Below are 23,401 nucleotides of genomic sequence, written 5' to 3' on the forward strand. Positions count from 1 at the left end.
GGATTGGACACGTGGGGACGGGTCAGACGCATGATGGAAGCGCTGGACCACGTGAAACGCACGCTAAAGGAGTCGCCGTGAGGGTCGGAATCGTCGGAGCCACCGGTCAGGTCGGCACAGTCATGCGCAGGATCCTCGTCGAGCGGAAGTTCCCGGTCGAGGAGCTGCGGCTGTTCGCCTCGGCGCGTTCGGCCGGGACCGTGCTCGACGGTGTGACGGTGGAGGACGCGGCGACGGCGGACTACTCCGGCCTGGACATCGTGCTGTTCTCCGCGGGCGGCGCAACTTCCAAGGCGCTGGCCGAGAAGGTCGCCGCGCAGGGCGCGGTCGTGATCGACAACTCCTCGGCGTGGCGCAAGGACCCGCAGGTGCCCCTCGTGGTCTCCGAGGTGAACCCGCACGCGATCGCCGACCGCCCCAAGGGCATCATCGCCAACCCGAACTGCACGACGATGGCCGCGATGCCGGTCCTGAAGCCGCTGCACGAGGAGGCGGGGCTCGAGGCGCTGGTCGTCGCGACGTACCAGGCGGTGTCCGGTTCCGGCCTCGCGGGCGTGGCCGAGCTGCACGGCCAGGTACTGAAGGTCGCCGCGGACGCCGACAAGCTGACCCATGACGGCGGCGCGGTCGACTTCCCCGAGCCCGGGGTCTACAAGCGCCCCATCGCCTTCAACGTGCTCCCGCTCGCGGGGTCGATCGTCGACGACGGTCTGCACGAGACGGACGAGGAGCAGAAGCTCCGCAACGAGTCCCGCAAGATCCTGGAGATCCCCGCCCTCAAGGTCTCCGGCACCTGTGTCCGCGTCCCGGTGTTCAGCGGCCACTCCCTCCAGGTGAACGCCCGCTTCGCGCGTCCGCTGAGCGTGGAGCGCGCGACCGAGCTGCTGGCCGGCGCCCCGGGCGTCACCCTCTCCGAGATCCCGAACCCGCTCGAGGCCGCCGGCAAGGACGCGTCCTACGTGGGCCGCATCCGCGCCGACGAGACGGCCGAGCACGGTCTCGCCCTCTTCGTCTCCAACGACAACCTCCGCAAGGGCGCCGCACTGAACGCGGTCCAGATCGCGGAGCTGGTGGCGGCGGAGCTCAAGGGCTGACGCCCGCACCACGTGCCCCGGGGGCGGTCACCGCACGGTGACCGCCCCTTCTCACGCCCGCCGCACCTCGTAGAGGAAGCACCCGTACTCCACGGCCCTTACGTGGACGAGCGCCACCTCCGGGTCGGCGAAGGCCTCCGCGAAGGCCTCGTCGAAGCCCTCGGGGTTCTCGACCAGACGGCCGCCCAGGATGTGGCCCTCGGCGGAGTAGCGGCGGACCGTGCGGTGAGCGCCCGGAAAGGGGTGGCCGCGCAGGTCGGGGCCCGGGCAGTCGTCGGCGTGGACGAAGACCGGGCCCTGTTCGTCGTACGCGCCCGGATCGACGCCTGTCCCGGCGGCCCAGCGGCGCAGCGGCGCGTAGGAGACCAGGGCGATCCGCTCCCCCGGTTCGCTGCGCCGCAGACAGCAGCGCAGCGGCGCGCCGCCCTCCTCGTCCGCGAAGGGAACCATCGGACGGTCCGCATCGTCAGCTGTGCGGAGATCCTTCAGGACCGCCGGGTCGATGGGACGTGCCGTGTACGTCGTCGCGTATGTCGTCATGTCCGTCGTCGCGTCCGTCGTCGTGTGCGTCGTCATGGCTCCAGGCTCGCGCCCGCGCGTGCCGGGCACCGGCGGGAAACGGACATCGCATCCGTGCAGGTCCCATGGAAGGATGGCGCAACCGTCACATAACGAGGAGATGACCGCGTGCCTGGCACAAACCTGACCCGCGAAGAGGCGCAGCAGCGCGCGAAGCTGCTCACCGTTGACTCGTACGAGATCGATCTCGACCTCTCGGGCGCGCAGGAGGGCGGCACCTACCGGTCCGTTACCACGGTGCGCTTCGACGTCGAGGAGAGCGGCTCGGAGACCTTCATCGACCTGGTGGCTCCCGCCGTTCAGGAGGTGACCCTGAACGGGGACCCTCTCGACCCCGCCGAGGTCTTCGAGGACTCGCGGATCGCGCTTCCGGGGCTCCTGGAGGGCCGCAACGTCCTGCGTGTCGTGGCCGACTGCGCGTACACCAACACCGGTGAGGGCCTGCACCGCTTCGTCGACCCCGTCGACCAGCAGGCGTACCTCTACACCCAGTTCGAGGTCCCGGACGCGCGCCGGGTGTTCGCGAGCTTCGAGCAGCCCGATCTGAAGGCCACCTTCCAGTTCACCGTGAAGGCGCCCACCGGCTGGACCGTGATCTCCAACTCCCCGACGCCCGAGCCCAAGGACGACATCTGGGTCTTCGAGCCGACGCCGCGGATCTCCACGTACATCACCGCGCTGATCGTCGGGCCGTACCACTCCGTGCACAGCGTGTACGAGAAGGACGGACAGAGCGTGCCGCTCGGCATCTACTGTCGGCCCTCGCTCGCCGAGTTCCTCGACTCGGACGCGATCTTCGAGGTCACCCGGCAGGGCTTCGAATGGTTCCAGGAGAAGTTCGACTACGCGTACCCGTTCAAGAAGTACGACCAGCTCTTCGTGCCGGAGTTCAACGCCGGCGCGATGGAGAACGCGGGCGCGGTGACGATCCGCGACCAGTACGTGTTCCGGTCCAAGGTGACCGACGCCTCGTACGAGGTGCGGGCCGCCACGATCCTGCACGAGCTGGCCCACATGTGGTTCGGCGACCTGGTCACCATGGAGTGGTGGAACGACCTGTGGCTGAACGAGTCGTTCGCCACCTACGCCGAGGCGGCCTGCCAGGCCTACGCCCCCCAGTCGCGCTGGCCGCACTCCTGGACGACCTTCGCCAACTCCATGAAGACGTGGGCGTACCGGCAGGACCAGCTGCCCTCCACCCACCCGATCATGGCCGAGATCAACGACCTGGACGACGTCCTCGTCAACTTCGACGGCATCACTTACGCGAAGGGGGCGAGCGTCCTGAAGCAGCTCGTCGCCTACGTCGGCATGGACGAGTTCTTCAAGGGCGTGCAGGCGTACTTCAAGCGGCACGCCTACGGCAACACGCGCCTCAGCGATCTGCTGGGCGCCCTGGAGGAGACCTCCGGGCGCGACCTGAAGACCTGGTCGGAGAAGTGGCTCCAGACCGCCGGCATCAACATCCTGCGGCCGGAGGTCGAGACGGACGCGAACGGGGTCATCACCTCCTTCGCGATCCGTCAGGAGGCTCCGGCGCTCCCGGAGGGTGCCAAGGCTGAGCCGACCCTCCGCCCGCACCGCATCGCGATCGGCCTCTACAACCTCGACGACGACAGCGGCAGGCTGGTGCGCGACCAGCGCGTCGAGCTGGACGTCGACGGCGAGCTGACGGCCGTACCGGAGCTGGTCGGGAAGCGCCGCCCGGCGGTCTTCCTGCTCAACGACGACGACCTGTCGTACGCCAAGGTCCGCCTCGACGAGGACTCGCTCGCCTTCGTCACCGAGCACCTCGGCGACTTCGAGTCGTCCCTGCCCCGCGCCCTGTGCTGGGCCTCGGCCTGGGACATGACCCGCGACGGTGAGCTCGCCACCCGCGACTACCTGTCCCTGGTCCTGTCGGGCATCGGCAAGGAGTCCGACATCGGTGTCGTGCAGTCGCTGCAGCGCCAGGTGAAGCTGGCGATCGAGCTGTACGCCGACCCGACGGCCCGCGAGGCGCTGCTGACCCGCTGGACGGACGCGACGCTCGCACACCTGCGCGCCGCCGAGCCCGGCAGCGACCACCAGCTCGCCTGGGCGCGTGCCTTCGCGGCGACCGCCCGTACGCCGGAGCAGCTGGACCTCCTGGAGGGCCTGCTGGAGGACCGGGAGAGCATCGAGGGCCTCGCCGTCGACACCGAGCTGCGCTGGGCGTTCGTCCAGCGGCTCGCGGCGGTCGGGCGCTACGACGAGGCGGAGATCGGCGCCGAGGCGGAGCGCGACAAGACGGCGGCCGGTGAGCGGCACGCGGAGACGGCCCGGGCCTCGCGTCCCACCGAGGAGGCGAAGGCGGAGGCCTGGGCCGCGGTCGTCGAGTCCGACAAGCTCCCGAACGCCGTGCAGGAAGCGGTGATCGGCGGCTTCGCGCAGACCGACCAGCGCGAACTGCTCGCCCCGTACACGGACAAGTACTTCTCCGTGGTGAAGGACATCTGGGACGCCCGTTCGCACGAGATCGCCCAGCAGATCGTGGTCGGTCTCTACCCGTCCGTCCAGGTCTCCGAGGAGACCCTCGCCAAGACGGACGCGTGGCTGGCCGCGGCCGAGCCCACCCCGGCCCTGCGGCGCCTGATCTCGGAGTCCCGCTCCGGGGTCGAGCGCGCGCTGAAGGCCCAGGCGGCGGACGCGGCGGCGGCGTCCGCGTAGTCGGTCGTACGTAAGTGGGGGCTCCCGGCGTCGTGCCGGGAGCCCCCTTTCTCATGAGCGCGCGTGTGGGTGCGTGTGGGTGCGCGGGGGCGCCCGGGGTCACACCAGGGCGCGGGCGAGTGCGAGCATCGTGCGGATCTGGAGCTCGGTCTGGTCGGCCACGGGGACCCAGCGGGCGTCGAAGGTGCTCGCCAGCTCACGTGCCCAGGCCTCCACGAGGGTGTCCAGCGCGGGGGCGCCGCCCAGGGCCTGCCGCATCATGGCCGCCGCGCGCAGCGGGATGCGCCGGGCGGCGACGCCGAGCGAGACGGCGTTGCCCACGGTGGTGGCGAGTTCGGCGGAGTTCCAGGTGTCAACGACTCCGGGGCCGATGTCCATGAGCTCGCGGGCGGCGGTGAAGTGGGCGATCTCCTCGGGGGTCTCCGGTGACCTGGGCCCCAGCTCCCCCACCACCGCCTCCAGTTGCTTGGCCCGGCCGAGCAGGATCTCGCTCGCCTCCGCGACCTCGCGCCGGGGCTCGTCGACGGGCCGTGGCTCGCTGACGCCCGCCACGCTCCAGAAGGGCGCCTCGACGACCGCCGACACGGTTCCGTGCCGCATCGCGTACAGCCAGGTCGCCTGTGAGGTGAAGCCGGACGGGTCCCGTTCCTCGGTGGGGCTGCTGTCCGGCAGGACGAGCACCCCCGGGCTCTCGGCCAGCCATCCCATGCCGTCGAACGGCCGGTGTTCCAGGGGAATGCCGAGGTCCGCCGCGATCCGACGGTAGGCGGCCGCCGCCCCCGGCACCGCGCGAGTCAACTGCAGAAAGGATCCGCCCACTTCGACGCCGTGGAGCGAGAACTGCACGACCGGGCGCAGTTCGTCGATGAGCCGGACCAGCGCCTCGGACTCCGGCATCACCGGACGCGGGTCACTCGCGACGGGCGGAAACTCGGGCTGCGCGGCGAAGGCGGGCCGGTAGAAGCGCCGGTAGTAACCCCGGAGGGTCGGCGAGGCCTCGGCCGCCCGTCCCTCGCCGGGCAGCCCCTCGCCGGGCCGCCCGGTCAGCCATCGCCCGGCGAGGCTCGCGCCGTCGGGGTCGAGGCAGAGCAGGAAGTTCCAGGTGCAGCCGGACTCCTGGAGCAGCGCGGGCTCCCGCGCGAACCTCTCGGCCAGGGAGAGCGAGGTGACCCCGCCCACCGGTTCGTTGGCGTGCGCGCCGGCGACCGTGAGGATGTGCCGGGGGCCGTGTCCGGCCGACAGCAGCCACAGCGGCCGGCCGGCACGCGAGGTCCCGACGGCACGCAACCGCAGTGCACCGGGCCGTGCCGCCACCGTTGCGCGAGCGCGTCGCAGCAGCTCACCGAGGGTGGGATACGGGGTTCCCCGCATGCCGCGCTCCGGTCAGGTGCCGTTCGCGTTGCTGTCCCCGGTGGTCTCCTTCTTGTCCAGCGGACGGATCACGATCTTGGCGGCCATGTGGCCCCCTCTCTGTGTGGGCTCTGCGGTGGCCGAGTGCCTGTCCGGCGAAACGGATCAGCCGCCGTTGCCTCCGCTGCTGTCGCCCGTGGTCTCCTTCTTGTCCAACGGGCGGATCACAATCTTGGTGGGCACCCCAACTCCTCTCGTCAGTAGGGACGTTGAGCGTTGCGGGCGCGATCGCCGACCGCGTCTTGTCAAGGCTCGACTCGGGGGACCAGAGTGTCAAGGCATGTACCTGTAACGGGAAGGGGTCCTGGTGACGGTGCCGGTCGACACGCTCCGCAGGCCCCGGATCAAGCCCGAGCACCGGCCGTACCGCACGATCGACGGCAACGTCCGCATCGGCAGCGTCATCCACGGCATCGGCGCCGAGATCGAGGACCCGCAGGGCTGGGTCTGGACGCTGGTCGAGACGATGGACGGAACGCGGGAGCCGTCTGCGGTGGTCGGCGAGGTACTGAGGGCGCATCCCGAACTTCCCGACCTCACGCCCGAGGACGCCCGGCAGGCGATGGCGGACCTGCTCGACGCCGGGTTCGTGGAGGACGCGGCGGCGCCCGTGCCGGTGTCCGAGCGGGAACGGCTGCGCTACAGCCGGGGGGTGCCGCTGCTGCGCTGGATGGACCTCGGCCCCCGGACGAGTCCCTGGGACGCCCAGCTCCGGCTGCGCCGGGCCCGGGTGCTGCTGGTCGGCGTCGGCGGCACGGGCGGGTACGCCGCGCAGAGCCTGGTCGCCTCCGGGGTCGGCCGTCTGCACTGCGTGGACCCGGACGTGGTGGAGCTGTCCAACCTCAACCGCCAGCCCCTCTTCCGCGAGTCCGACCTCGGCCGCCCGAAGGTGACGGCCGCGCTCGCCACCCTGCGGGCGCTGAACTCGGACGTGACGGTGACCGGGGAGCGCCGGGAGATACGACATCCGGCGGACCTGGCGGAGCTGATACGGACCGGGGCACCCGACGTCCCGAGCGAACCGAAACGGGCCGGGACGCCCCAAGCCCCGAGCGAACCGAAACAGGCCGGGACGCCCCAAGCCCCGAGCGAACCGAAACAGGCCGGGGCACCCGAACTCCCGTACTCGTCGCGGAGCTCGTACGACCTTCTCGTCCTCGCCGCCGACCGTCCCGACGACATCCGCCGCTGGGCGAACCGGGTCTGTCTGGCCGCGGACCTGCCCTGGGTCGACGCCGGCTACCGCGGCCCCCTGGTGACGGCCGGGGTCCACGTACCCGGCCGGGGTGCCTGCTGGGAGTGTCTGCGGGCCGGTGAGGTGGCCCGCCGCGAGCTGCGCCTGGCGCCCGGCCAGGACGACGGGGTCGCCTCCCCGCACCTGCCGTGGAACCCCGCGACCGCGGTCACCGCGGGCCTGTCCGGCGGACTGCTCGCCCACGCGGCCCTGGCCCTGCTGACCGGTGTCCCGGCGCTCGACCCCGGCTTCCGTTTCGGGATGAACCTGATGCTGCCGGGCGACCCGGTGCTGCAGAGATTCCCCCGGCGGCCCGACTGCCCGGCGTGCGGCGACAGACCCGCCGACGGGGCCACCGGCACGGGCGGAGCCACCGGCGCGGCCGGGGAGCGCGCGTGAACCACGTGCGCCTGCACGCCCTCGACTCCCGCCCCGACGGCGACGAATGGATCGTCGGCCGGCTGGCGACGGGCCGGTTCGTCGCGCTGCCCGAGGTCGGCAAGCAGGCGCTGGACCTGCTCGGGCAGGGGCTGAGCACCACCGAGGTCGGGGAACGGCTGCGGGAGACCACCGGCGACGACATCGACGTACCCGATTTCGTCGAGGCGCTGGTGGACCTGGGGTTCGTGGCCGAGGTGGACGGACGGGAAGTGGCCTCGCCGCCCCCGCCGAAGCCGACGCTCGCCCGGATCAGTCCCCGCCATGTGCGCTGGGTGCTCAGCCCGGCCCTGCCCGTCCTCATCGCCCTGCTGATCACCACCACCCTGCTCACCCGCCCACCCGTTCCCCTCAACTACCACACCCTCCTCTGGAGCCCGCACGGCAGCGCGGTGATCGCGCTCGGCGCGGGCTTCGGCTGGACGCTCCTGCTGCTCCACGAGTGCGCGCACCTGGTGACCGCCCGGGCGACCGGCGTGCCCGGCCGGATGCGCCTCGGCACGCGCCTGCAGTTCCTGGTCATGCAGACGGACATCAGCGGCATCGAACTCGCCCCGCGCCGCCACCGGTTGACCGCCTACCTCGCCGGGATCGCGACCAACCTCACCGCCGCCTCCCTGGCCGCCCTCGCCGCGGGCGCCACGCACGGCACCCCCCGTCGGATCCTGGCCGCCGTCGCCCTGCTCGCGCTGCTCCCCCTCCCCTTCCAGCTCATGGTCTTCATGCGTACGGACGTGTACTTCGTACTCCAGGACCTGACGCGCTGCCGCGATCTGTACGGGGACGGGGTGGCGTACACGAAGTACGCGGCACGGCGGGCGCTGCGCCGTACCACCGCCCCGGATCCCAGCCTCGAACTCCCCGCCCACGAACGGCGGGCGGTGCGCGCGTACAGCGTGGTGCTCGTCGTCGGCACCACGCTGTGTCTCGCGTTCCTCGCGACCGTCACCCTGCCCGCGGACATCACGCTGTTCGCCCGCGCGGTGGCGCACCTGGGCCCCGGCCACTCCCCCGCCGTGCGCCTCGACGCGACGGCCGTCGTGGTCGCGCTCGGCGGGGTGCATGTGCTGTGGGCCCGCACGTGGTGGCGCGACCGCCGCGGCCGTCGGTCGTCCTAGCCGGTCGTGCCGGCCGGTCGTCCTAGCCGGTCGTGCCAGCCGGTCGTCCTAGCCCGGGAACATCCCGCCGGTGACGTTGACGAAGGTGCCGGTGATGCCGCCCGCGTGGTCGGAGGCGAGGAAGGCGGCGGTCGCGGCGATCTCGGGGAGGGTGGGGTTGCGGCGGGTCATGCGCATTCCGGCCAGGTTCGCGAGCAGGCCCTGGAGGGCGTTCTCGTCGAGGGCCATGGCGCTGTCGACCGCGGCGAGCTTCTCGCGGGTCAGCGTCTCGGGCACACCGGCCGCCCACAGGCCCACGGCCCGCACCCCGCGCGGCCCCAGTTCCATCGCCAGGTTGCGTACCAGCGTGTCGATCGCCGCGTCGGCCGGGCCCGTTCCGCCCATCATCGGACTGCCGTGCGCCGAACCGCTGTTGAGCGTGAGGACCACGCCGGAGCCCCGCTCGGCCATGCGGCGGGCGGCGGCGCGGGCGGTGACGACGTTGGCGCGGATACCGGTGACGACCGGACGTACGAAGTCGTCGACAGGCATGTCGAGCAGCGAGGCACCCTGCACATCACCCCGGGTGACGAGGTTGAAGGAGATGTCGACGGCGTCCAGCGACGCGATGTGCGCCTCGACCGCCGCCTCGTCGAGCGCGTCGACGACCGCCGTCCCGGCGTGGCCGCCCTCCGCCTCGATGTCCTTGGCCACCGCGTCGAGCGTCGCCGCCGTACGCCCCACGAGGTGCACGTGGGCACCCTCGCGGGCGAAGGTACGGGCGACGGCGCCGCCGATGGATCCGCCGGCGCCGTAGATGACCGCGGTCTTGTCGGTGAGCAGCATGGTGAACCTCCGTGAGGTGGGTCGTAAGAGCGGCCCGTACGAGTCGGTCATGCAGACGTACGCGCCGTCTCTCACTCATCGGTCGGCGGGCAGCCGCAGCGGCAGTCCGAACACCGGGAAGAGATGCGGCTCGAAGGAGGTGATCTCCACGATGCGATCGCCCTCGACACGGAGGACGTCGAGGACCTGCGCGCGGTAGACGGTCGTACCCGGGCGCCGGACGTACCCCCCGGCCGCGAGCTGTCCGTTGGCGCGGGCGGGCAGGTGGCGCCAGTGACCGAGGAACATCGGGGAGGCGGGGTCGAGGCTGACGGACAGGAACTCCACGAGCGCCTCGCGGCCGACGAACCAGAACGGGTTCGGCGGCATGGTGAGCGTGATGTCCTCGCTGAGCAGGGTGGCGACCTCGGTGAGGTCGAGGCGTTCGGCGGCGGCCATGTAACGCGCCAGGATCTCGCGCTCACGGACGTCCGCCTCCGCGGTCCACTCGGCGCGGCGGCGGGGCAGGTGGCCGCGCAGGGTGGGCCGGGCCCGTTGCAGCGCGCTGTTGACCGAGGCGACGGTCATCTCCAGTACCGCGGCGGTCTCCGCGGCGGCCAGCCCCAGGACGTCGCGCAGGACGAGGACGGCGCGCTGGCGGGGCGGCAGATGCTGGATCGCGGCGAGGAAGACGAGCTCCAGGGTCTCCCGGGAGACGGCGAGCGCGTCGGGCTGCTCTTCGGTCGAGGGCAGGTCGTCGTCGGGGTAGGGCTGGAGCCAGGTGATGCGGGCCGGAGGCTCGGCGCCGCCGTGGTTCATCCCGGGCAGCGGCTCGTACCGCTGTGGGCGGCGCGCCGTGCGCCGCTGGAAGTCCAGGCAGGCGTTGGTGGCGATCCGGTACAGCCACGTCCGTACGCTCGCCCGCCCCGCGAACCCGTCCCGGGCCCGCCAGGCCCGCAGGAACGTCTCCTGCACGAGGTCCTCGGCATCGTCGTACGAGCCCGACATCCGGTAGCAGTGCACGCGCAGTTCGCGCCGGTAGGACTCGACGAGCGCGGCGAAGTCGCTCTCCGCGAGGGCCACTTCCGTAACGGGGCCGGTCGTGACGGGATCCACCGCGCCGGGCTCGCCCATGACGGGCTCCTCCGTGACGGGGTCCGCCGTACCGGGGCCTGCCGTGTCGCGGGCCGTCCGGGCGATGCGCCGCAACCGCCCCACGGAGGTGGCCAGCTCGCTCACCCCGGAGTAGAAGACGGCGGGCGGCGCCGGGACCAGCTCACGAACCTGCCGCCCGACCTCCTCGATGAGCCCCTGGACGGTGTCCGAGGGCGCCGCCCGCCGCTCCCGGTACGCCCTCTGCCGACAGGCGGCCGAGCAGTACACGGAACTCCGCCCCTTGCGCCCGGTCCGCCCGGCCAGCGGCTTCCCGCACCCAGGACACACACCGTCGACCACAGGAACCTCCAGGAATCGGGGAATCGGGGGACCGGGGGATCGGGGGATCGGGGGATCGGGGAATTACGTCACGCGCGGACGACGTGACGTTATCGCCGCTCCCCCAGCCCCGCAGCCGCCTCCCGCAAAGCCTCCGGCGGGAGCCGGCCGCCCGCCACGCGGCCCGACCTGACCGAACACCGTCGCCCCGAACGCCAGTACCATCCCCGCCACTTGCACCGGCGTCAGCGACTGCCCGAGCGCCGCCCAGCCGATGACGGCCGCGGTCAGCGGCGACAGCGGGCCGAGGAAGGTGACCTGGGTGGCGCTGAGCCGGCCGATGCCCCGGAACCAGAGCCAGTACGCCACCGCCGTGTTCGCCAGCGCGAGGTAGAGGTATCCGCCGACCGCCCGGCCGTCCAGCGCGGGCGGCGCGCCCTCGACCAGGAGGGCGACCGGGACGATCAGCAGCCCGCCCGCCGTCAACTGCCAGGCGGTGAGCGCCAACGGACCGACCCCGTCCGGCCGGCCCCACCGCTTGGTGAGCACCGTGCCGGTGGACATCGACGCGGTCGCGGCGAGCGCCGCGAGGACCCCCACCGCGTCCAGCGCGCCCGCCGCCTTCAGCACGACGAGGCTGACACCGAGGGCCGCGGCGACACCGGTGAGGAGCGTCCGAAGGGTCGGGCGGTCACCGAGCAGCAGCGCCGCGAGGCCCGCGACGAACAGCGGCCCGACCGAGCCGACGACCGCCGCCATGCCGCCGGGCAGCCGATACGCGGAGAGGAACAGCAGCGGAAAGAAGGCGCCGATGTTCAGCGCGCCCAGTACCACAGCCTTCCCCCACCAGGCGCCGCGCGGCAGCACCCGGGCCGACGCGAGGAGCAGCAGCCCGGCGGGCAGGGCTCGCATCACCCCGGTGAACAGGGGGCGGTCGGCGGGGAGGAACTCCGTGGTGACGGCGTAGGTGCTGCCCCAGGCGATGGGGGCCAGCGCGGTCAGGGCTATGAGGGCGGGACGGTTCGCGTTCGCGGCCATGGTGGCACCCGATTCCGAAGTAGGTCAGTGAAAAGCAGCTTAGCTCTAAGCGACTTCGGGTCAAGCTACTTTGCACTGAACAACTCATCTTCAAGCAACTCACCACCAAGCAACTCCCTTGCCAGCTACTTCCTCGTCAGCTACTTTCTTGCGGGCAATCGACCCCTCGGCGGATACTCGCCCCCATGAAGACGCCCCAGGACCCGGTCGACGCGATCATCGAGCAGTGGGCCACCGCCCGGCCGGACCTCGACACCGCCGCGATGGAGGTCTTCGGCCGCGTCTTCCGGCTCGCCCGCACGATGGGCGACCGGATGGAGAAGGCGTACGCGCCCTACGGGATCTCGCGCGGGGAGTTCGACGTGCTCGCGACCCTGCGTCGCTCGGACGCCCCGTACACCCTCTCGCCCCGGCAGCTCTCGGCGACGCTCATGCTCACCACCGGCGGAATGACCGGGCGCCTGGACAAGCTGGAACGCGCGGGGCTGCTACGGCGCTCCCCCGACCCGCACGACCGGCGCGGACTCCAGGTGACGCTCACGGACAAGGGGCTGCGGCTCATCGACGAGGCCGTCGGCGCGGGGCTCGCCGTCCAGACGGAGGCCCTGGCCCACCTCGACGAGGAACGATCCGGTCAACTGGCCGCCCTGTTGCGCGAGTTGCTGATCGGCACCGGCGCCTAGGGTCTCGGCCGGGCCGACCGAGCCCGGCCCTGAGGGCCTCAGCCCGCCGTGGCGACCCGGCTCGACCTGACGCGTATCACGGCGAGCCGGCCCAGGACCTGAGCCAGTGCCATCAGCAGCAGCGCGGCGGTCCAGGCGGCGGAACCGGTGATCAGATTGTCCTGGCTGAACCGCACCAGGCTCCCGGAACCGCCATGAGTGGCCCAGTACTCGAATCCGGCGCGCGAGGCCATGCCGACGATCCACAGGAGCGCGGCGAGTGCCCCGGCGCGGGCGAACGCGATCCCGTCCGAGGCGCGGCTCAGCCGGGTGGCCGCGCCGCAGGCGACGCCCAGGACCGCGCCGGCGACGACACCGGCGATGTCGAGTCCGAGGTCGTGCCCCTGGGTCGGGAAGGACTTGAGGTAGTAGGCGGCCGCGGCGGCGACGGCCACGAGCGGCAGCAGCGTGTGGTGCAGCGTCTGCCGGACGCCTCGGATCTGCGGGATCACGAGGAGGATGAGGGACGCGGAGATCACGTAGTCGGTCGTCGTCATGCCCATGAGCTTGCGCTTCACGACGCGGAACCACCTCGGCTCCAGGGTGGAGCCGAGGGTGGGTTTCCGCCTCAACCCACGGGTTGAGATCGACCCGAATGCCCAGACGCCGACCAGTAGGAAACCTGACGAAGCGCTACTGGCCGGGGTCGCCGTCGCCCCGCTGGTCGTCGCAGTCGTAGTACACGTACTGATCGATGTCCAGCGACGCCCCGGCCTGGGCCAGCCAGGCCAGCAGGGCCGCGCCCAGGAAGATGCCCTTCTGCCGCGGGTCCTCGGGATCGGTGAGCTCCTGGACGATCACCAGGGAGACGTCGGCGTCCCCGGAGCCGGCCAGCCGCCCCAGGGCCGCGGCGAACTCCGGCCCCCAGCCGAGGACCACCGGTTCGAGATCCTCCGGCCGCCCGGGCCCGCCCGCGGCCGAGGCGTGCCGGATCCAGGTCGCATGCGCGCGCGGCGGCGACTGGGGGCGCCTGCGGCTGCCGATCGCGGTCGCTTCGTCGGGCCCGGTCCCCAGCCGCGCGGAGATCTCCTCCGGTTGCAGGGACTCGCTGACCACTCTCAGGTACATCCGGAACGCGCTCACGGCCGGTTCCTGTAATTCGTCGGAACCAAGACCTTCCCGTCCTTGCTCACGAGGACGACCCTGCCCTCGCCGTCGCGCATCGCGTCGAACCGCGACACGTTGTTCTTCCCCACCCAGTCGGCCTTGAAGGCGTGCGGGTCCTCGCCGACGCTCTTCAGCGCCTTTTCGAGCTGCTTCTCCTTGATCTTGACCAGGGAGCCGCGATCGATGGCCGCAGCGTCGGGGAGCTCTCCCCCGGATGAAATCACACGACGCGTTGTGGACGAGGACGGGAGTCGTACCCGCCAGCACGTAGTAGGTGTGAAGGTCGTTGACGGTCAGGTTGTAGGCGCCCCGCGGCTCCTTCCAGTGCGTGACCTTGTCGATCCGGACCCCGGTGCCGTCGGGGGCGCGGAGGGTGTCACCGGAGTTGAGGTCGCGGGCGTCGGCCCACCGTCCCCGGTGCGGTCGCGAGCGTGACGATCTTCTGTTTTACGTGCAGGTACATGTGTTCCTCAGGGCGCGGACCCCAAGGCGTCGTTCGACGGCGCGGGTCCGCGCTTCCCCCCGGGCGGTCGGGCCACCCTCGTGTTGCGTACGTGTCAAACGCGTGGTCGCAATCACCATAAACCGTTACCATCGGTCATGTTCAACTCAACGTCGCACGCGGTGACATACCGCACCCGACGCGGTGTTGAGATGCCGGCGCTTCCACGAAGCGCCGGTCACCCTCCCGTCATTCCCGCTCCAGGCAGGATCAGTTCGAAGACGGATCCTCGCCCAGCGCCGCCGCCAACGCCCGCTCGACGGCCGCCGCGTCGGGGGATTCGGCGGCCCAGGCCACGTACCCGTCGGGCCGCACCAGCAGGGTCGTACGCCGGTCGCTCGCCCAGCTCTCCACGGTGAGACGGTCCTTGCGGCCCTTGAGGTCGTCCAGGCCGTACGCCCGGACGGTCGCCGGCGGTGCGACGAGGACGAACCGGCCGCCGCGCAGGGCCTCGTAGAGGCGGCCGCCCTTCAGGGCGAGATCGGGGACCCGGGTGCCGACGAGGGCGTGAGAGCCGCGCGGGGCCCGGTAGGCGAAGCCGATGCCGGTGATCTGGCCCGCCGCCTTCCGGCGCACGGGACCGACGCCGTTGAGGACCGTGGTGAGCGCGGAGCGCAGCGCCAGCGTCCAGGGGTGCTTGGCCATCGCGAGCCGGACGATCCCGCCGCTGCTGCGCAGCACCGCCTTGCCGACGGGGTGGCGCTCGGCCTGGTAGGTGTCCAACAGGTCCGTGCCCGCGTGGCCGTTGACGACCAGCGCGAGCTTCCAACTGAGGTTCGCCGCGTCCTGGAGGCCGGTGTTCATGCCCTGCCCGCCGGCCGGGGTGTGGACATGGGCGGCGTCACCGGCGAGGAAGACCCGCCCGACCCGGTACGCGGGTGCCTGGCGCTCGTCACTGTGGAAGCGGGACATCCAGCGGGCGTCGTGCATGCCGTAGTCATGGCCGAGGGAGAGCCGGACGATCTCCTTGACCTCGTCGAGTTCGAGCGGCGCGCTGTCGGGGACGTCGCGGCCGCGGTGCCAGCCGATCACGCGGTAGTAGCCGTCGCCGAAGGGCACCATGAAGGCGAAGGCGTCGCCGACGGCGTTGGCGGTGAGGATCGACTCCGGCTCCTCGGCGAGCAGGACGTCGGCGAGGACGACGGACCGGATGACCGACTTCCCGGGGAACGGCAGCCCCACCGCCTCACGCACCGCGCTGCGCATCCCGTCCGCCCCGACGACGTACGCGGCCGCCAGTTCCCGCGCCGCCCCGTCCGCGCCCCGGACTTCGAGCGTGACGCCCGCCGCGTCCTGGCGCAGTCCGGTCACCTCGGTCTCGTACACGAACCGCACCCCGGCCTCGACCGCCCGCCGCTCCAACGCCCGCTCCACCTCGTACTGCGGGATCACGAGCAGGTGGTTGAAGCGGGAGGGGAGCGTGTCGAGGGCGACGGAGAGCCGGCCGAAGAGGCGGATGCGGTCGACGGTCCGGCCGTGACTCTCCAGCTCGTCGGCGAGACCGCGGGCGTCGAGCTGCTCCAGGGTGCGGGCGTGCAGGACGAAGGCGCGGGAGAGGTTGCTGATCCCGTGCGGGCGCTTCTCGACGAGGGTCACGGGGACACCGGCGGCGGCGAGGTCCCCAGCCAGCAGGAGGCCGGTGGGGCCGGAGCCGACGACGATCACGTTCCGGGACGCGGTGGTGCCGTTCACCTTGCCGTTCGTCTTGTTCATGGCGGCCTCCTGATGCCAACGCCCGTTGGTCAACGTTTGTTGGCCAACGCTTGTTCACCAACATAGAGAGCCCGCTCTGGACTGTCAACAACTGTTGGCCTACGGTTGTTGGCATGCCCGACAAGGAACTCCCCGCACCCGCCGCGTCCCCCGCGGCCCGCCGCTCGGACACCACCCGCACCGCCATCCTCACCGCCGCGCGCGAACGCTTCGCCGCCGACGGCTACGAGCGCGCCACGATCCGCTCGATCGCCAAGGACGCACGGATCGACCCGTCGATGGTGATGCGGTACTACGGCTCGAAGGAAGGACTGTTCGCCGCGGTCCTCGACGTCGACCTGCGGCTGCCGGGCCCGGACGGGCTGGACCCGCACGAGGTGGGCCGCGTCCTGGTGGGCCACTTCCTCGACCTCTGGGAGGAGAACGAGGTCCTCACCGTGCTGCTCCGGGTCGGCGTGACCAATCCGGACGGCGCCGCGCGCATGCAGGGCATCTTCCGGGACCAGCTCATGCCGGTCGCGCTGCGCGTGTGCCCCGACCCGGAGCAGGCGCCGGCACGGGCCGCGCTGACCGCCTCACAGGTGCTGGGCATGGCGATGGCCCGCTACGTCCTGCGGTTCCCGCCCGCCGTCGCGCTGCCCCGCGAGGAGGTCGTGGCGTGGCTGGCGCCGACGGTGCAGCGGTATCTCACGGCGCCGCATCCGTGACGGGCCCCGAAAAGGCTTCCCCGAAAACACGTCGAGGGACTCCGAAAACACGTCGAGGGAGTCCCCGCACCCGGTGGGTGCGCGGACTCCCTCGATCGAGAAGGATCCAGGCCTCGGCGCGTGGCCGGGGCTCCAGGAAGCGAGCCGGAATCAGGTCCGCTTCGGCTGCTTGTCGGACTTGTCCAGGACCATCACGAGGCCCGCGATGACCAGGAACAGGACGATCGGCGTCACGACGTAGAGGCCGAGCGTTTCGATCACGCTCAGGCCCTTGCCGGGGTCGTCACCGTCGTCGCGGGTCAGCGCGAGCGCGGGGGACGACATGAGCAGCATCATCAGCGTCGTACCGGAAGCCAGGGCGCCGGCGCGCAGGGCGTTCTTCTTGTCCACGGTGCAAACGTAGCGAACACCTGAATGAGTCGCGCGCCCGGGGTGCCGTACGGAGGCCGCACCCCCGCCCGGACGCCCCGCTGACACGCCTCGGTCACGCCCGCTCACCCGCCTCCGTCACGCCCACGCGCACTCCCACCCTCACGCCCACGCGCACCCTCACCCCGGTCATCGCTCCAGCGGTCATCGCTCCCGCGGTCATCACGTCCACCGCGATGCCCGGACCGTCCCCGCAGCACGTCGATCAGCGCGTACAGCCGGGGCGAGGCCGCCAGTTCCTCCAGGGTCACCGGGCGGCCTTCCGCGTCGGCGATGGGCAGCCGCCAGTTCGGGTACTGGTCCCACGTGCCCGGCAGGTTCTGCGGTCGCCGGTCGCCGACCGTGTCCGGGAGCCACACGCCGATCATGCGGGCCGGGGTGCGCAACAGGAAGCGGTGCACGGCCTGGATCTCGGCCTCCTCCGACACCGCCGAACCCGCGTCGCCCGCCCCGTGCAGCAGCCCGAGTCGGGCGAGCAGCGCCAGCCACTCCCCCGTGTCCGCCGCGGCCGCGGTCCGCTCGTCCTCCAGTGAGCCGGTGAGCAGGCCGAGCCGGTCGCGGAGTTCGACGTGGTCGCCGGTGAGCCGGGAGGCGGTGGGCGGCAGGTCGTGGGTGGTGGCGGTGGCCAGGCAGTCGGGGCGCCAGCGCTCGGGGGGCAGGGGCTTCCCGTCGCCGTCCCAGTCCCGTTCGAACCACAGCACCGAGGTGCCGAGCACCCCGCGCTCGTGCAGCGTCTCGCGTACGCCGGGTTCGACCGTGCCGAGGTCCTCGCCGATCACCAGGGCCCCGGCCCGCGAGGCCTCCAGGGTCAGGATCGCGAGCATCGCCTCGGCGTCGTAGCGGACGTACGTGCCCTCGGTGGGCGGCTGTCCCTGCGGCACCCACCAGAGCCGGAACAGGCCCATCACATGGTCGATGCGCAGGGCGCCCGTGTGCCGGAGGAGGGCGCGCAGGAGGCGGCGGTACGGGGCGTAGCCCGAGGCGGCGAGGCGGTCCGGGCGCCAGGGCGGCAGGCCCCAGTCCTGGCCGCGTGCGTTGAAGGCGTCCGGTGGCGCGCCGACGGACATGCCCGCCGCGAAGTACTCCTGCTGCGCCCAGGCGTCGGCTCCGCCGGGATGCACTCCGACCGCGAGGTCGTGCACGAGGCCCACCGCCATCCCGGCGTCGCGCGCGGAGCGCTGGGCGGTGGCGAGCTGGGCGTCGGTGAGCCAGGCGAGGCGGCTGTGGAAGTCGACGCGGTCCATCAACTCGCCGCGGGCGCGGGCCGTCGCGGGTGAGCGCGGGTCACGCAGGCCCACCGGCCACCGCTGCCACTCGGGGCCGTACGCCTCGGCGAGCGCGCACCAGGTGGCGTGGTCCTCCAGCGCCTCGCCCTCCTCGGCGAGGAAGTCGACGTAGGCGGCGCGTCGGCCGGGCCCGAGCGGCACTTCGTGCACCAGTTCCAGCGCTTCGCGCTTGAGCTCCCACACGGCGTCGCGGTCGATCAACGCGCCCTTGTGGAGCACGGATTCGCGCAGTCGCTCGGCACGCTCCAGCAGCGCCCCTACCCGGCCCGGGTCGTCGACGTAGGCGAACTCGGGGATGTCCTCGACCCGCAGATGGACCGGGTCGGGGAAGCGGCGGGAGGAGGGCCGGTACGGGGAGGGGTCGGTGGGGGTGCCGGGTACGGCCGCGTGCAGGGGGTTGACCTGCACGAATCCGGCGCCGAGCGCCCGGCCGGCCCAGGCGGTGAGCTCGGCGAGGTCGCCGAGGTCGCCCATGCCCCAGGAGCGCCGGGAGAGGAGGGAGTAGAGCTGGACGAGGAGTCCGTACGTGCGTCCGGGCGGCGCGGGCAGCCGGGCGGGGGCGGCGACGAGGTGGGCCTCGGCGGTGCGGCCGTCGGGGGCGGTGGCGTGCAGGGTGTGGACGCCGGGCGGGAGTTGCTCGGCGGCGGCGCGGGTCTCGCCCTGTTCGGTGGTGACGCGCAGGCGGGTGCCGGTCGGCAGTCCGGCGAGCGCGGCGGGCGGGCTGCCGCCCCAGCACACCACCGTCGGCGGCAGCAGCCGCTCCCGTGTCTCGGCCTCCCGGGCGGCGAGGGCCGCGCGGACGGCGTCCGGGGCGCTCGCGTCGACGCCGAGCGCCGCCAGGGCCGCGACGACCGCGGTGTCCGTGGCCGCGACCGTACGGTCCGGGGAGGGGCTGTAGGAGGTGGCGACGCCGTGCAGTGCGGCGAGCCGCGCCAGCGGTGCGTGCGGGTCGGGAGGGCCGGCCGGCGAGGAGCCGACGGGCGAGGAGTCCGCGGGCGGGCGAGGCGCCATCTATACCCCCGAGAGGTCCGTGGCGGCGCCGGTGGAGACGGGCTCGCTGGTCAGGTGCGCGGCATCGGCCAGCGGCGGTTCGCTGGTCAGCGGCTCGGCGTCGGGGAGGGGAGGTTCGCTGGTCAGCGGCGGTTCGACGGAGGCGCCCTCGGCGCTGAAGACGCACACGTGGGGCTCGACGGAGGGCTCCGTCGGGCGTTTGGAGAGGGCCGAGAGCAGAAGGTGTGCCGATGCGGCCACGGGGGCCTCCTTGTCGTCGTACGGCGGGAAGCGGGTTACCGCAGCTCTACCCAGCGGGCGCCGGGGCAGACGTATGCGGACGGACAACGTGCGTCTGGTCACATTCTGTTCGAGTGGAGCCGCTACTCCGCCGACCTCCCCGAGCTCCTCGAGTCCCCTTAGCCCCCGAGCTCCCGAGCTCCCTAGCTCCCCCGAGCCCATGTACCTCCCGAGAACTTTTCGGCGATCACTATTCACTCAGTACATATATCGAGTGCATACTGATCTCCATGAGCACCCGCCACATCCTGTTGGGTCTGCTCGCCGGAGGCCCGAGCCATGGCTACGACCTCAAGCGACGGCACGACGAACGCTTCCCGCAGGCCCGCCCGCTGGCCTACGGGCAGGTCTACACGACCCTGCAGCGCCTGGTCCGCGACGGACTCGCCGAGCTCGACGGGACCGACTCGGACGGCGGCCCGGAGCGCACCATGTACCGCTCCACCGAGGACGGGACCCGTGAACTGGCCCACTGGGCCGGGGAGATCGCCCCGCCCGCGCCCTTCGTGACGAACGAGATCTTCGCCAAGGTCGTCGTCGGGATCCTCGCCTCGACGGACGCCGCCGGCTATCTGCGGGCGCAGCGTGCCGCGCACATGGCGCGGATGCGCGAGCTGACCGCGGTGAAGACGAGCCCGGGCGCCGATCTCGCGACCGTGCTCTCCGCCGACTACGCCCTCACCCACCTCGACGCCGATCTCCGCTGGATGGACACCACGGCGGCCCGGCTCACCACTTTGACCGCGGAGGTCGACGCAGCATGAGCAGCAGTACGAGCAACAACAGGGACACTCCACTGCTGGCGGCCCGAGGCCTCGTCAAGACGCACGGCTCCACCCCGGCACTGCGCGGCGCCACGCTGGAACTGCGGACCGGCGAGATCCTGGCCGTCACCGGGGCCAGCGGCAGTGGCAAGTCCACGCTGCTGCACTGCCTGGCGGGGATCGTCCGCCCCGACGAGGGCACCGTGGAGTACGCCGGTGAACGCCTCGACCGGCTCCCCGAGAGCCGGCTCAGCGAACTGCGCCGTACCGACTTCGGGGTGGTCTTCCAGTTCGGGCAGCTGATCCCGGAGCTGACCGCCCTCGACAACGTGGCGCTGCCCCTGCTGCTCGCGGGCACCGCGCGTACGGCGGCGCGGGAGCAGGCCGGTGAGTGGCTGGAGCGGTTCGGCGTACGGGGGCAGGAGGCGTTGCGGCCCGGCGAGATGAGCGGCGGCCAGGCCCAGCGGGTGTCGCTGGCGCGGGCGCTCGTCACCGGCCCGCGGATCGTCTTCGCGGACGAGCCGACCGGCGCGCTCGACTCGCTCGCCGGCGAGCAGGTCATGACCGCCCTCGCCCACACCGCCCGGGAGTCCGGCACCGCCGTCCTGCTGATCACCCATGACGCCCGGGTCGCCGCGTACGCGGACCGCGAGGTGGCGCTGCGCGACGGGCTCGTGGTCGACGACGCGGCGCGAGCCTTCGCCGCCGGGACCTCCGTGGAGGTGTCCCGGTGAGGACCGAACTGCGGCTCGCGCTGCTGCTGACCCGCGGTTCCGACCGGCGGGAGTGGTGGCGGGTCACGCTCACGGCGGTGGGCGCGGGGCTCGCCACGGGCTTCGGCCTGGCCGCCGCCGCGGTCGCCTCGCTCGACGGGCAGCACAGTGTGTCCCTCGGCAACGGCCTGCTGGACCAGCCCGGCGAACGCTCGGGCATCGTCCTCGCGCTGTTGCTCCTGCTGGTCCCGGTGCTGGGCTTCCTCGGGCAGTGCGCCCGCATCGGTGCCGTGCACCGCGACCGACGGCTGGCCGGGCTGCGGCTGGCGGGGGCCACCGCGGCCCAGGTGCGGCGGATCGCCGCGCTGGAGGCCGGGCTCGCCGCTCTCGTGGGCTCGGCGGTCGCCACGGTCTTCTCCGCGCTGCTCCTGCTGAGCCAGTGGCAGCGTCCGCCCGCCGTCGTGTGGGCCGGGTTCGCGCTGATCGCGGTCGCCGTACCCGTGCTGGGCGCACTGGTGAGCACGCTCGCCCTGCGCCGCGTGGTCGCCTCGCCGCTGGGCTGGGTGCGCCGCGTGCACCCACGGACGGGTCCGGGCCCGGGGGGCGCGTTCCTGGTGGCGTCGCTGTTCCTGCTGACCGTGGGAATCGTGATGGCGCCAAGGACCTTCGGCGGGTTCAGTACGGCCCCGCTGCTGCCCTTCGCCCTGGTGATCGTCACCGGTATGGGGGCCGTCTGGCTGGCCGGCGCCACGGCCCGGCGCATCGGACGTCGGCTCCCGGCCCGTACCGAGAACCCGGCGGTACTGATCGCCGCCGAACGCCTGCGCGACGACCCGTGGGCCGCCGCCCGCACCCACGCCGCCGTCCTCCTGGTGACCGTCGTGGGAACCGGCTTCCTCGGCATCCGTCAGGTGCTGCTCCAGGAGCTCGAAGGACGCGGGCCCGACTCCCTCGCCGCGAGCATGTCCTTCTACACCACCGGCATCAACCTGACCGGCGCCGCCGTCCTGATCGCCCTCGCGATCACCCTCTCCGGCCTCGCCGTGGGCACCGCCGAGTCCCTGGCCACCCGCCGCCGTGGCCTGGCCGCGCAGGCCGCCGCCGGGGTGCCGGCGGCCGTACTGGGCCGGGCGCTGCTCCTGGAGACGGCCCTGCCGCTGGCCCCGGCGGTCGCGCTGGCGGGCGTCGGCGGCCTGGGCATCGGCGCCGGGTACGCGTCGGTCGCCGCGGGCGTGGGATCCGTACCGCTGCTCGTGCCGCTGCTGGTGCCCGTAGCCGTCTACGCGGCGTGTCTGCTCGCCGCGGCCACGTCGCTGCCGCTGCTGCGCCGTTCCGTGCACCCGGCGGAGCTGCGCTACACCTGAGCCACGCTCCACCAGGGCTGCGCCACACCTGAGCTGCCCTGCACCTGAAATACGTGACCCGCATGGCGTCCGCCCCGCGGGCACGGCCGGCTCCCCGGGAGGCACGGGGGTCCTCCTGGGGAGCCGGAACGGCACGACAGGGACACGGCGGGAGAGCCGCAGGGAACACAAAGGCCCGGATCGTCAGGCGGAAATGCCGTCGATCCGGGCCATCGCATCCTCCGCGCCGTACGGCTGCAGGTAGGGCAGCCAGCGCGGGTCCCTATGCCCCGTTCCGATGATGCGCCAGGCGAGCCCCGTCGGCGGGGCGGGTTTGTGGCGCAGGCGCCAGCCGATCTCGACCAGGTGGCGGTCGGCCTTGGTGTGGTTGCAGCGGCGGCATGACGCCACCACGTTGTCCCAGGCGTGCTGACCTCCGCGGGAGCGCGGGATGACGTGGTCGACGCTGGTTGCGACGCCACCGCAGTACATGCACCGGCCGCCGTCGCGGGCGAACAGTGCCCTACGGGTCAGCGGAACGGGCCCCCTGTAAGGGACCCGTACGAACCTCTTCAGCCGGACCACGCTGGGTGCGGGGACAGTAACGGTTGCGCTGTGCATAAAGGCGCCGGATTCCTCGAGGCAGATGGCCTTGTTCTCAAGGACGAGGACGAGCGCGCGGCGGAGCGGTACGACGCCGAGTGGCTCGTACGACGCGTTGAGGACCAGGACGTGCGGCACGGATGCCTCCTTGTACGCCGGCGGCGCGTGGCTCGCGCCGGGACGATCTGCAGTCAGTCTCCCCTCTTGCCTGGTGGAAGCGCCACCATGTCCCGGTAACGGGCTGGGAGTGTTTTCGACCACACCCTCTTTCATCCCCAGGTGAGTAGGGTCTCTCCCTCGAACATTGCAACGATCCACACACGATGCCCCGTTAGTGTGGTGGTTCTGCCCGCCGCTGTCCTCACATGTCCCCGAGCCGCGGGCG

General features: G+C 72.3%; 22 protein-coding genes and 1 pseudogene. 9 read left to right on the plus strand and 14 right to left on the minus strand.

All coding sequences use genetic code 11. From position 1 onward, the window contains the following. Positions 1–77: 77 nt before the first annotated feature. Positions 78–1,094, plus strand: a complete 1,017-nt coding sequence (locus KVT44_RS08150; RefSeq protein ID WP_099922633.1) for an aspartate-semialdehyde dehydrogenase — start codon at positions 78–80, stop codon at positions 1,092–1,094. A gap of 51 nt (positions 1,095–1,145) precedes the next feature. On the opposite strand, the gene KVT44_RS08155 is transcribed toward KVT44_RS08150, so the two are convergent. Further along, positions 1,146–1,670, minus strand: a complete 525-nt coding sequence (locus KVT44_RS08155) for a DUF1203 domain-containing protein (RefSeq protein ID WP_180292996.1) — start codon at positions 1,668–1,670, stop codon at positions 1,146–1,148. Positions 1,671–1,781: 111 nt separating this feature from the next. On the opposite strand from KVT44_RS08155, the gene pepN reads away from it, so the two are divergent. Further along, entirely contained in the window at positions 1,782–4,361 is a 2,580-nt protein-coding gene (gene pepN, locus KVT44_RS08160; RefSeq protein ID WP_217566544.1) for an aminopeptidase N, read from the plus strand. A gap of 99 nt (positions 4,362–4,460) precedes the next feature. Here pepN and KVT44_RS08165 read toward each other — a convergent pair whose 3' ends face one another. Continuing rightward, a complete protein-coding gene (locus KVT44_RS08165) occupies positions 4,461–5,732 on the minus strand; it encodes a M14 family zinc carboxypeptidase (protein ID WP_217566545.1) in 1,272 nt (423 codons plus the stop codon). A 352-nt stretch (positions 5,733–6,084) separates the two neighbouring features. Between KVT44_RS08165 and KVT44_RS08170 the strand changes: the two genes are divergently transcribed. Together KVT44_RS08170 and KVT44_RS08175 are read left to right on the plus strand one after the other, a co-directional pair. Next, positions 6,085–7,404, plus strand: coding sequence for a ThiF family adenylyltransferase (locus KVT44_RS08170; protein WP_308313947.1), 1,320 nt, complete (start codon positions 6,085–6,087; stop codon positions 7,402–7,404). Continuing rightward, on the plus strand, positions 7,401–8,561 hold the full coding sequence (locus KVT44_RS08175) for a hypothetical protein (protein ID WP_217566546.1): 1,161 nt from the start codon (positions 7,401–7,403) through the stop codon (positions 8,559–8,561). The genes KVT44_RS08170 and KVT44_RS08175 overlap by 4 nt, the downstream gene beginning before the upstream one ends. A gap of 48 nt (positions 8,562–8,609) precedes the next feature. Here KVT44_RS08175 and KVT44_RS08180 read toward each other — a convergent pair whose 3' ends face one another. From KVT44_RS08180 to KVT44_RS08190, 3 genes are all read right to left on the minus strand, one after another. Next, on the minus strand, positions 8,610–9,386 hold the full coding sequence (locus KVT44_RS08180) for an SDR family NAD(P)-dependent oxidoreductase (RefSeq protein WP_067370267.1): 777 nt from the start codon (positions 9,384–9,386) through the stop codon (positions 8,610–8,612). A 75-nt stretch (positions 9,387–9,461) separates the two neighbouring features. Continuing rightward, on the minus strand, positions 9,462–10,820 hold the full coding sequence (locus tag KVT44_RS08185; protein WP_217566547.1) for a sigma-70 family RNA polymerase sigma factor: 1,359 nt from the start codon (positions 10,818–10,820) through the stop codon (positions 9,462–9,464). A gap of 63 nt (positions 10,821–10,883) precedes the next feature. Then, the gene (locus tag KVT44_RS08190) at positions 10,884–11,837 is read right to left on the minus strand and encodes an EamA family transporter (protein WP_254649129.1); all 954 of its coding nucleotides are present in this window, start codon (positions 11,835–11,837) and stop codon (positions 10,884–10,886) included. A 185-nt stretch (positions 11,838–12,022) separates the two neighbouring features. Here KVT44_RS08190 and KVT44_RS08195 point away from each other — a divergent pair, with 185 nt between their 5' ends. Next, on the plus strand, positions 12,023–12,520 hold the full coding sequence (locus KVT44_RS08195) for a MarR family winged helix-turn-helix transcriptional regulator (RefSeq protein WP_217566548.1): 498 nt from the start codon (positions 12,023–12,025) through the stop codon (positions 12,518–12,520). A gap of 38 nt (positions 12,521–12,558) precedes the next feature. Here the strand turns inward: KVT44_RS08195 and KVT44_RS08200 are convergent, their stop codons facing one another. The 5 genes and pseudogenes from KVT44_RS08200 to KVT44_RS08220 all read right to left on the minus strand — a co-directional run bounded on the left by KVT44_RS08200 (position 12,559) and on the right by KVT44_RS08220 (position 15,881). Further along, the gene (locus tag KVT44_RS08200) at positions 12,559–13,077 is read right to left on the minus strand and encodes a hypothetical protein (protein WP_308313931.1); all 519 of its coding nucleotides are present in this window, start codon (positions 13,075–13,077) and stop codon (positions 12,559–12,561) included. Between the two features lie 115 nt (positions 13,078–13,192). Then, positions 13,193–13,642: a DUF4279 domain-containing protein gene (locus tag KVT44_RS08205; protein ID WP_099922626.1), complete on the minus strand. Its 450-nt coding sequence runs from the start codon at positions 13,640–13,642 to the stop codon at positions 13,193–13,195. Beyond that, complete coding sequence (locus KVT44_RS08210; protein WP_217566549.1) at positions 13,639–13,890, minus strand: hypothetical protein; 252 nt, start codon at positions 13,888–13,890, stop codon at positions 13,639–13,641. Before KVT44_RS08210 ends, KVT44_RS08205 begins: the two co-directional genes overlap by 4 nt. Positions 13,891–13,906: 16 nt before the next feature. Further along, a pseudogene (locus KVT44_RS59970) lies at positions 13,907–14,071 on the minus strand (polymorphic toxin-type HINT domain-containing protein); the annotation flags it as partial. Positions 14,072–14,378: 307 nt separating this feature from the next. Continuing rightward, a complete protein-coding gene (locus tag KVT44_RS08220) occupies positions 14,379–15,881 on the minus strand; it encodes an FAD-dependent monooxygenase (protein WP_217566550.1) in 1,503 nt (500 codons plus the stop codon). A 113-nt stretch (positions 15,882–15,994) separates the two neighbouring features. Here KVT44_RS08220 and KVT44_RS08225 point away from each other — a divergent pair, with 113 nt between their 5' ends. Continuing rightward, positions 15,995–16,588, plus strand: coding sequence for a TetR family transcriptional regulator (locus KVT44_RS08225; RefSeq protein ID WP_099922624.1), 594 nt, complete (start codon positions 15,995–15,997; stop codon positions 16,586–16,588). Between the two features lie 150 nt (positions 16,589–16,738). Here KVT44_RS08225 and KVT44_RS08230 read toward each other — a convergent pair whose 3' ends face one another. The 3 genes from KVT44_RS08230 to KVT44_RS08240 form a co-directional block, all read right to left on the minus strand. Next, positions 16,739–16,978: a hypothetical protein gene (locus KVT44_RS08230; protein WP_054231770.1), complete on the minus strand. Its 240-nt coding sequence runs from the start codon at positions 16,976–16,978 to the stop codon at positions 16,739–16,741. Between the two features lie 104 nt (positions 16,979–17,082). Next, entirely contained in the window at positions 17,083–19,314 is a 2,232-nt protein-coding gene (malQ, locus tag KVT44_RS08235; protein ID WP_217566551.1) for a 4-alpha-glucanotransferase, read from the minus strand. Continuing rightward, entirely contained in the window at positions 19,315–19,554 is a 240-nt protein-coding gene (locus tag KVT44_RS08240) for a hypothetical protein (protein ID WP_190168911.1), read from the minus strand. Positions 19,555–19,823: 269 nt separating this feature from the next. Here KVT44_RS08240 and KVT44_RS08245 point away from each other — a divergent pair, with 269 nt between their 5' ends. The 3 genes from KVT44_RS08245 to KVT44_RS08255 are packed head-to-tail and all read left to right on the plus strand — an operon-like array spanning position 19,824 to position 22,434. Next, positions 19,824–20,357, plus strand: a complete 534-nt coding sequence (locus KVT44_RS08245; RefSeq protein WP_190168912.1) for a PadR family transcriptional regulator — start codon at positions 19,824–19,826, stop codon at positions 20,355–20,357. Beyond that, positions 20,354–21,091 (plus strand): ABC transporter ATP-binding protein, encoded by a 738-nt coding sequence (locus KVT44_RS08250; protein ID WP_217566552.1) that lies wholly within the window; start codon positions 20,354–20,356, stop codon positions 21,089–21,091. The genes KVT44_RS08245 and KVT44_RS08250 overlap by 4 nt, the downstream gene beginning before the upstream one ends. Beyond that, on the plus strand, positions 21,088–22,434 hold the full coding sequence (locus KVT44_RS08255) for an FtsX-like permease family protein (RefSeq protein ID WP_217566553.1): 1,347 nt from the start codon (positions 21,088–21,090) through the stop codon (positions 22,432–22,434). The genes KVT44_RS08250 and KVT44_RS08255 overlap by 4 nt, the downstream gene beginning before the upstream one ends. Before the next feature lie 183 nt (positions 22,435–22,617). Here KVT44_RS08255 and KVT44_RS08260 read toward each other — a convergent pair whose 3' ends face one another. Next, positions 22,618–23,154: an HNH endonuclease gene (locus tag KVT44_RS08260; RefSeq protein ID WP_067370302.1), complete on the minus strand. Its 537-nt coding sequence runs from the start codon at positions 23,152–23,154 to the stop codon at positions 22,618–22,620. Positions 23,155–23,401: the final 247 nt, after the last annotated feature.

Source organism: Streptomyces sp. GbtcB7 (assembly GCF_019091445.1).
Classification (GTDB): Bacteria; Actinomycetota; Actinomycetes; order Streptomycetales; family Streptomycetaceae; genus Streptomyces; species Streptomyces mirabilis.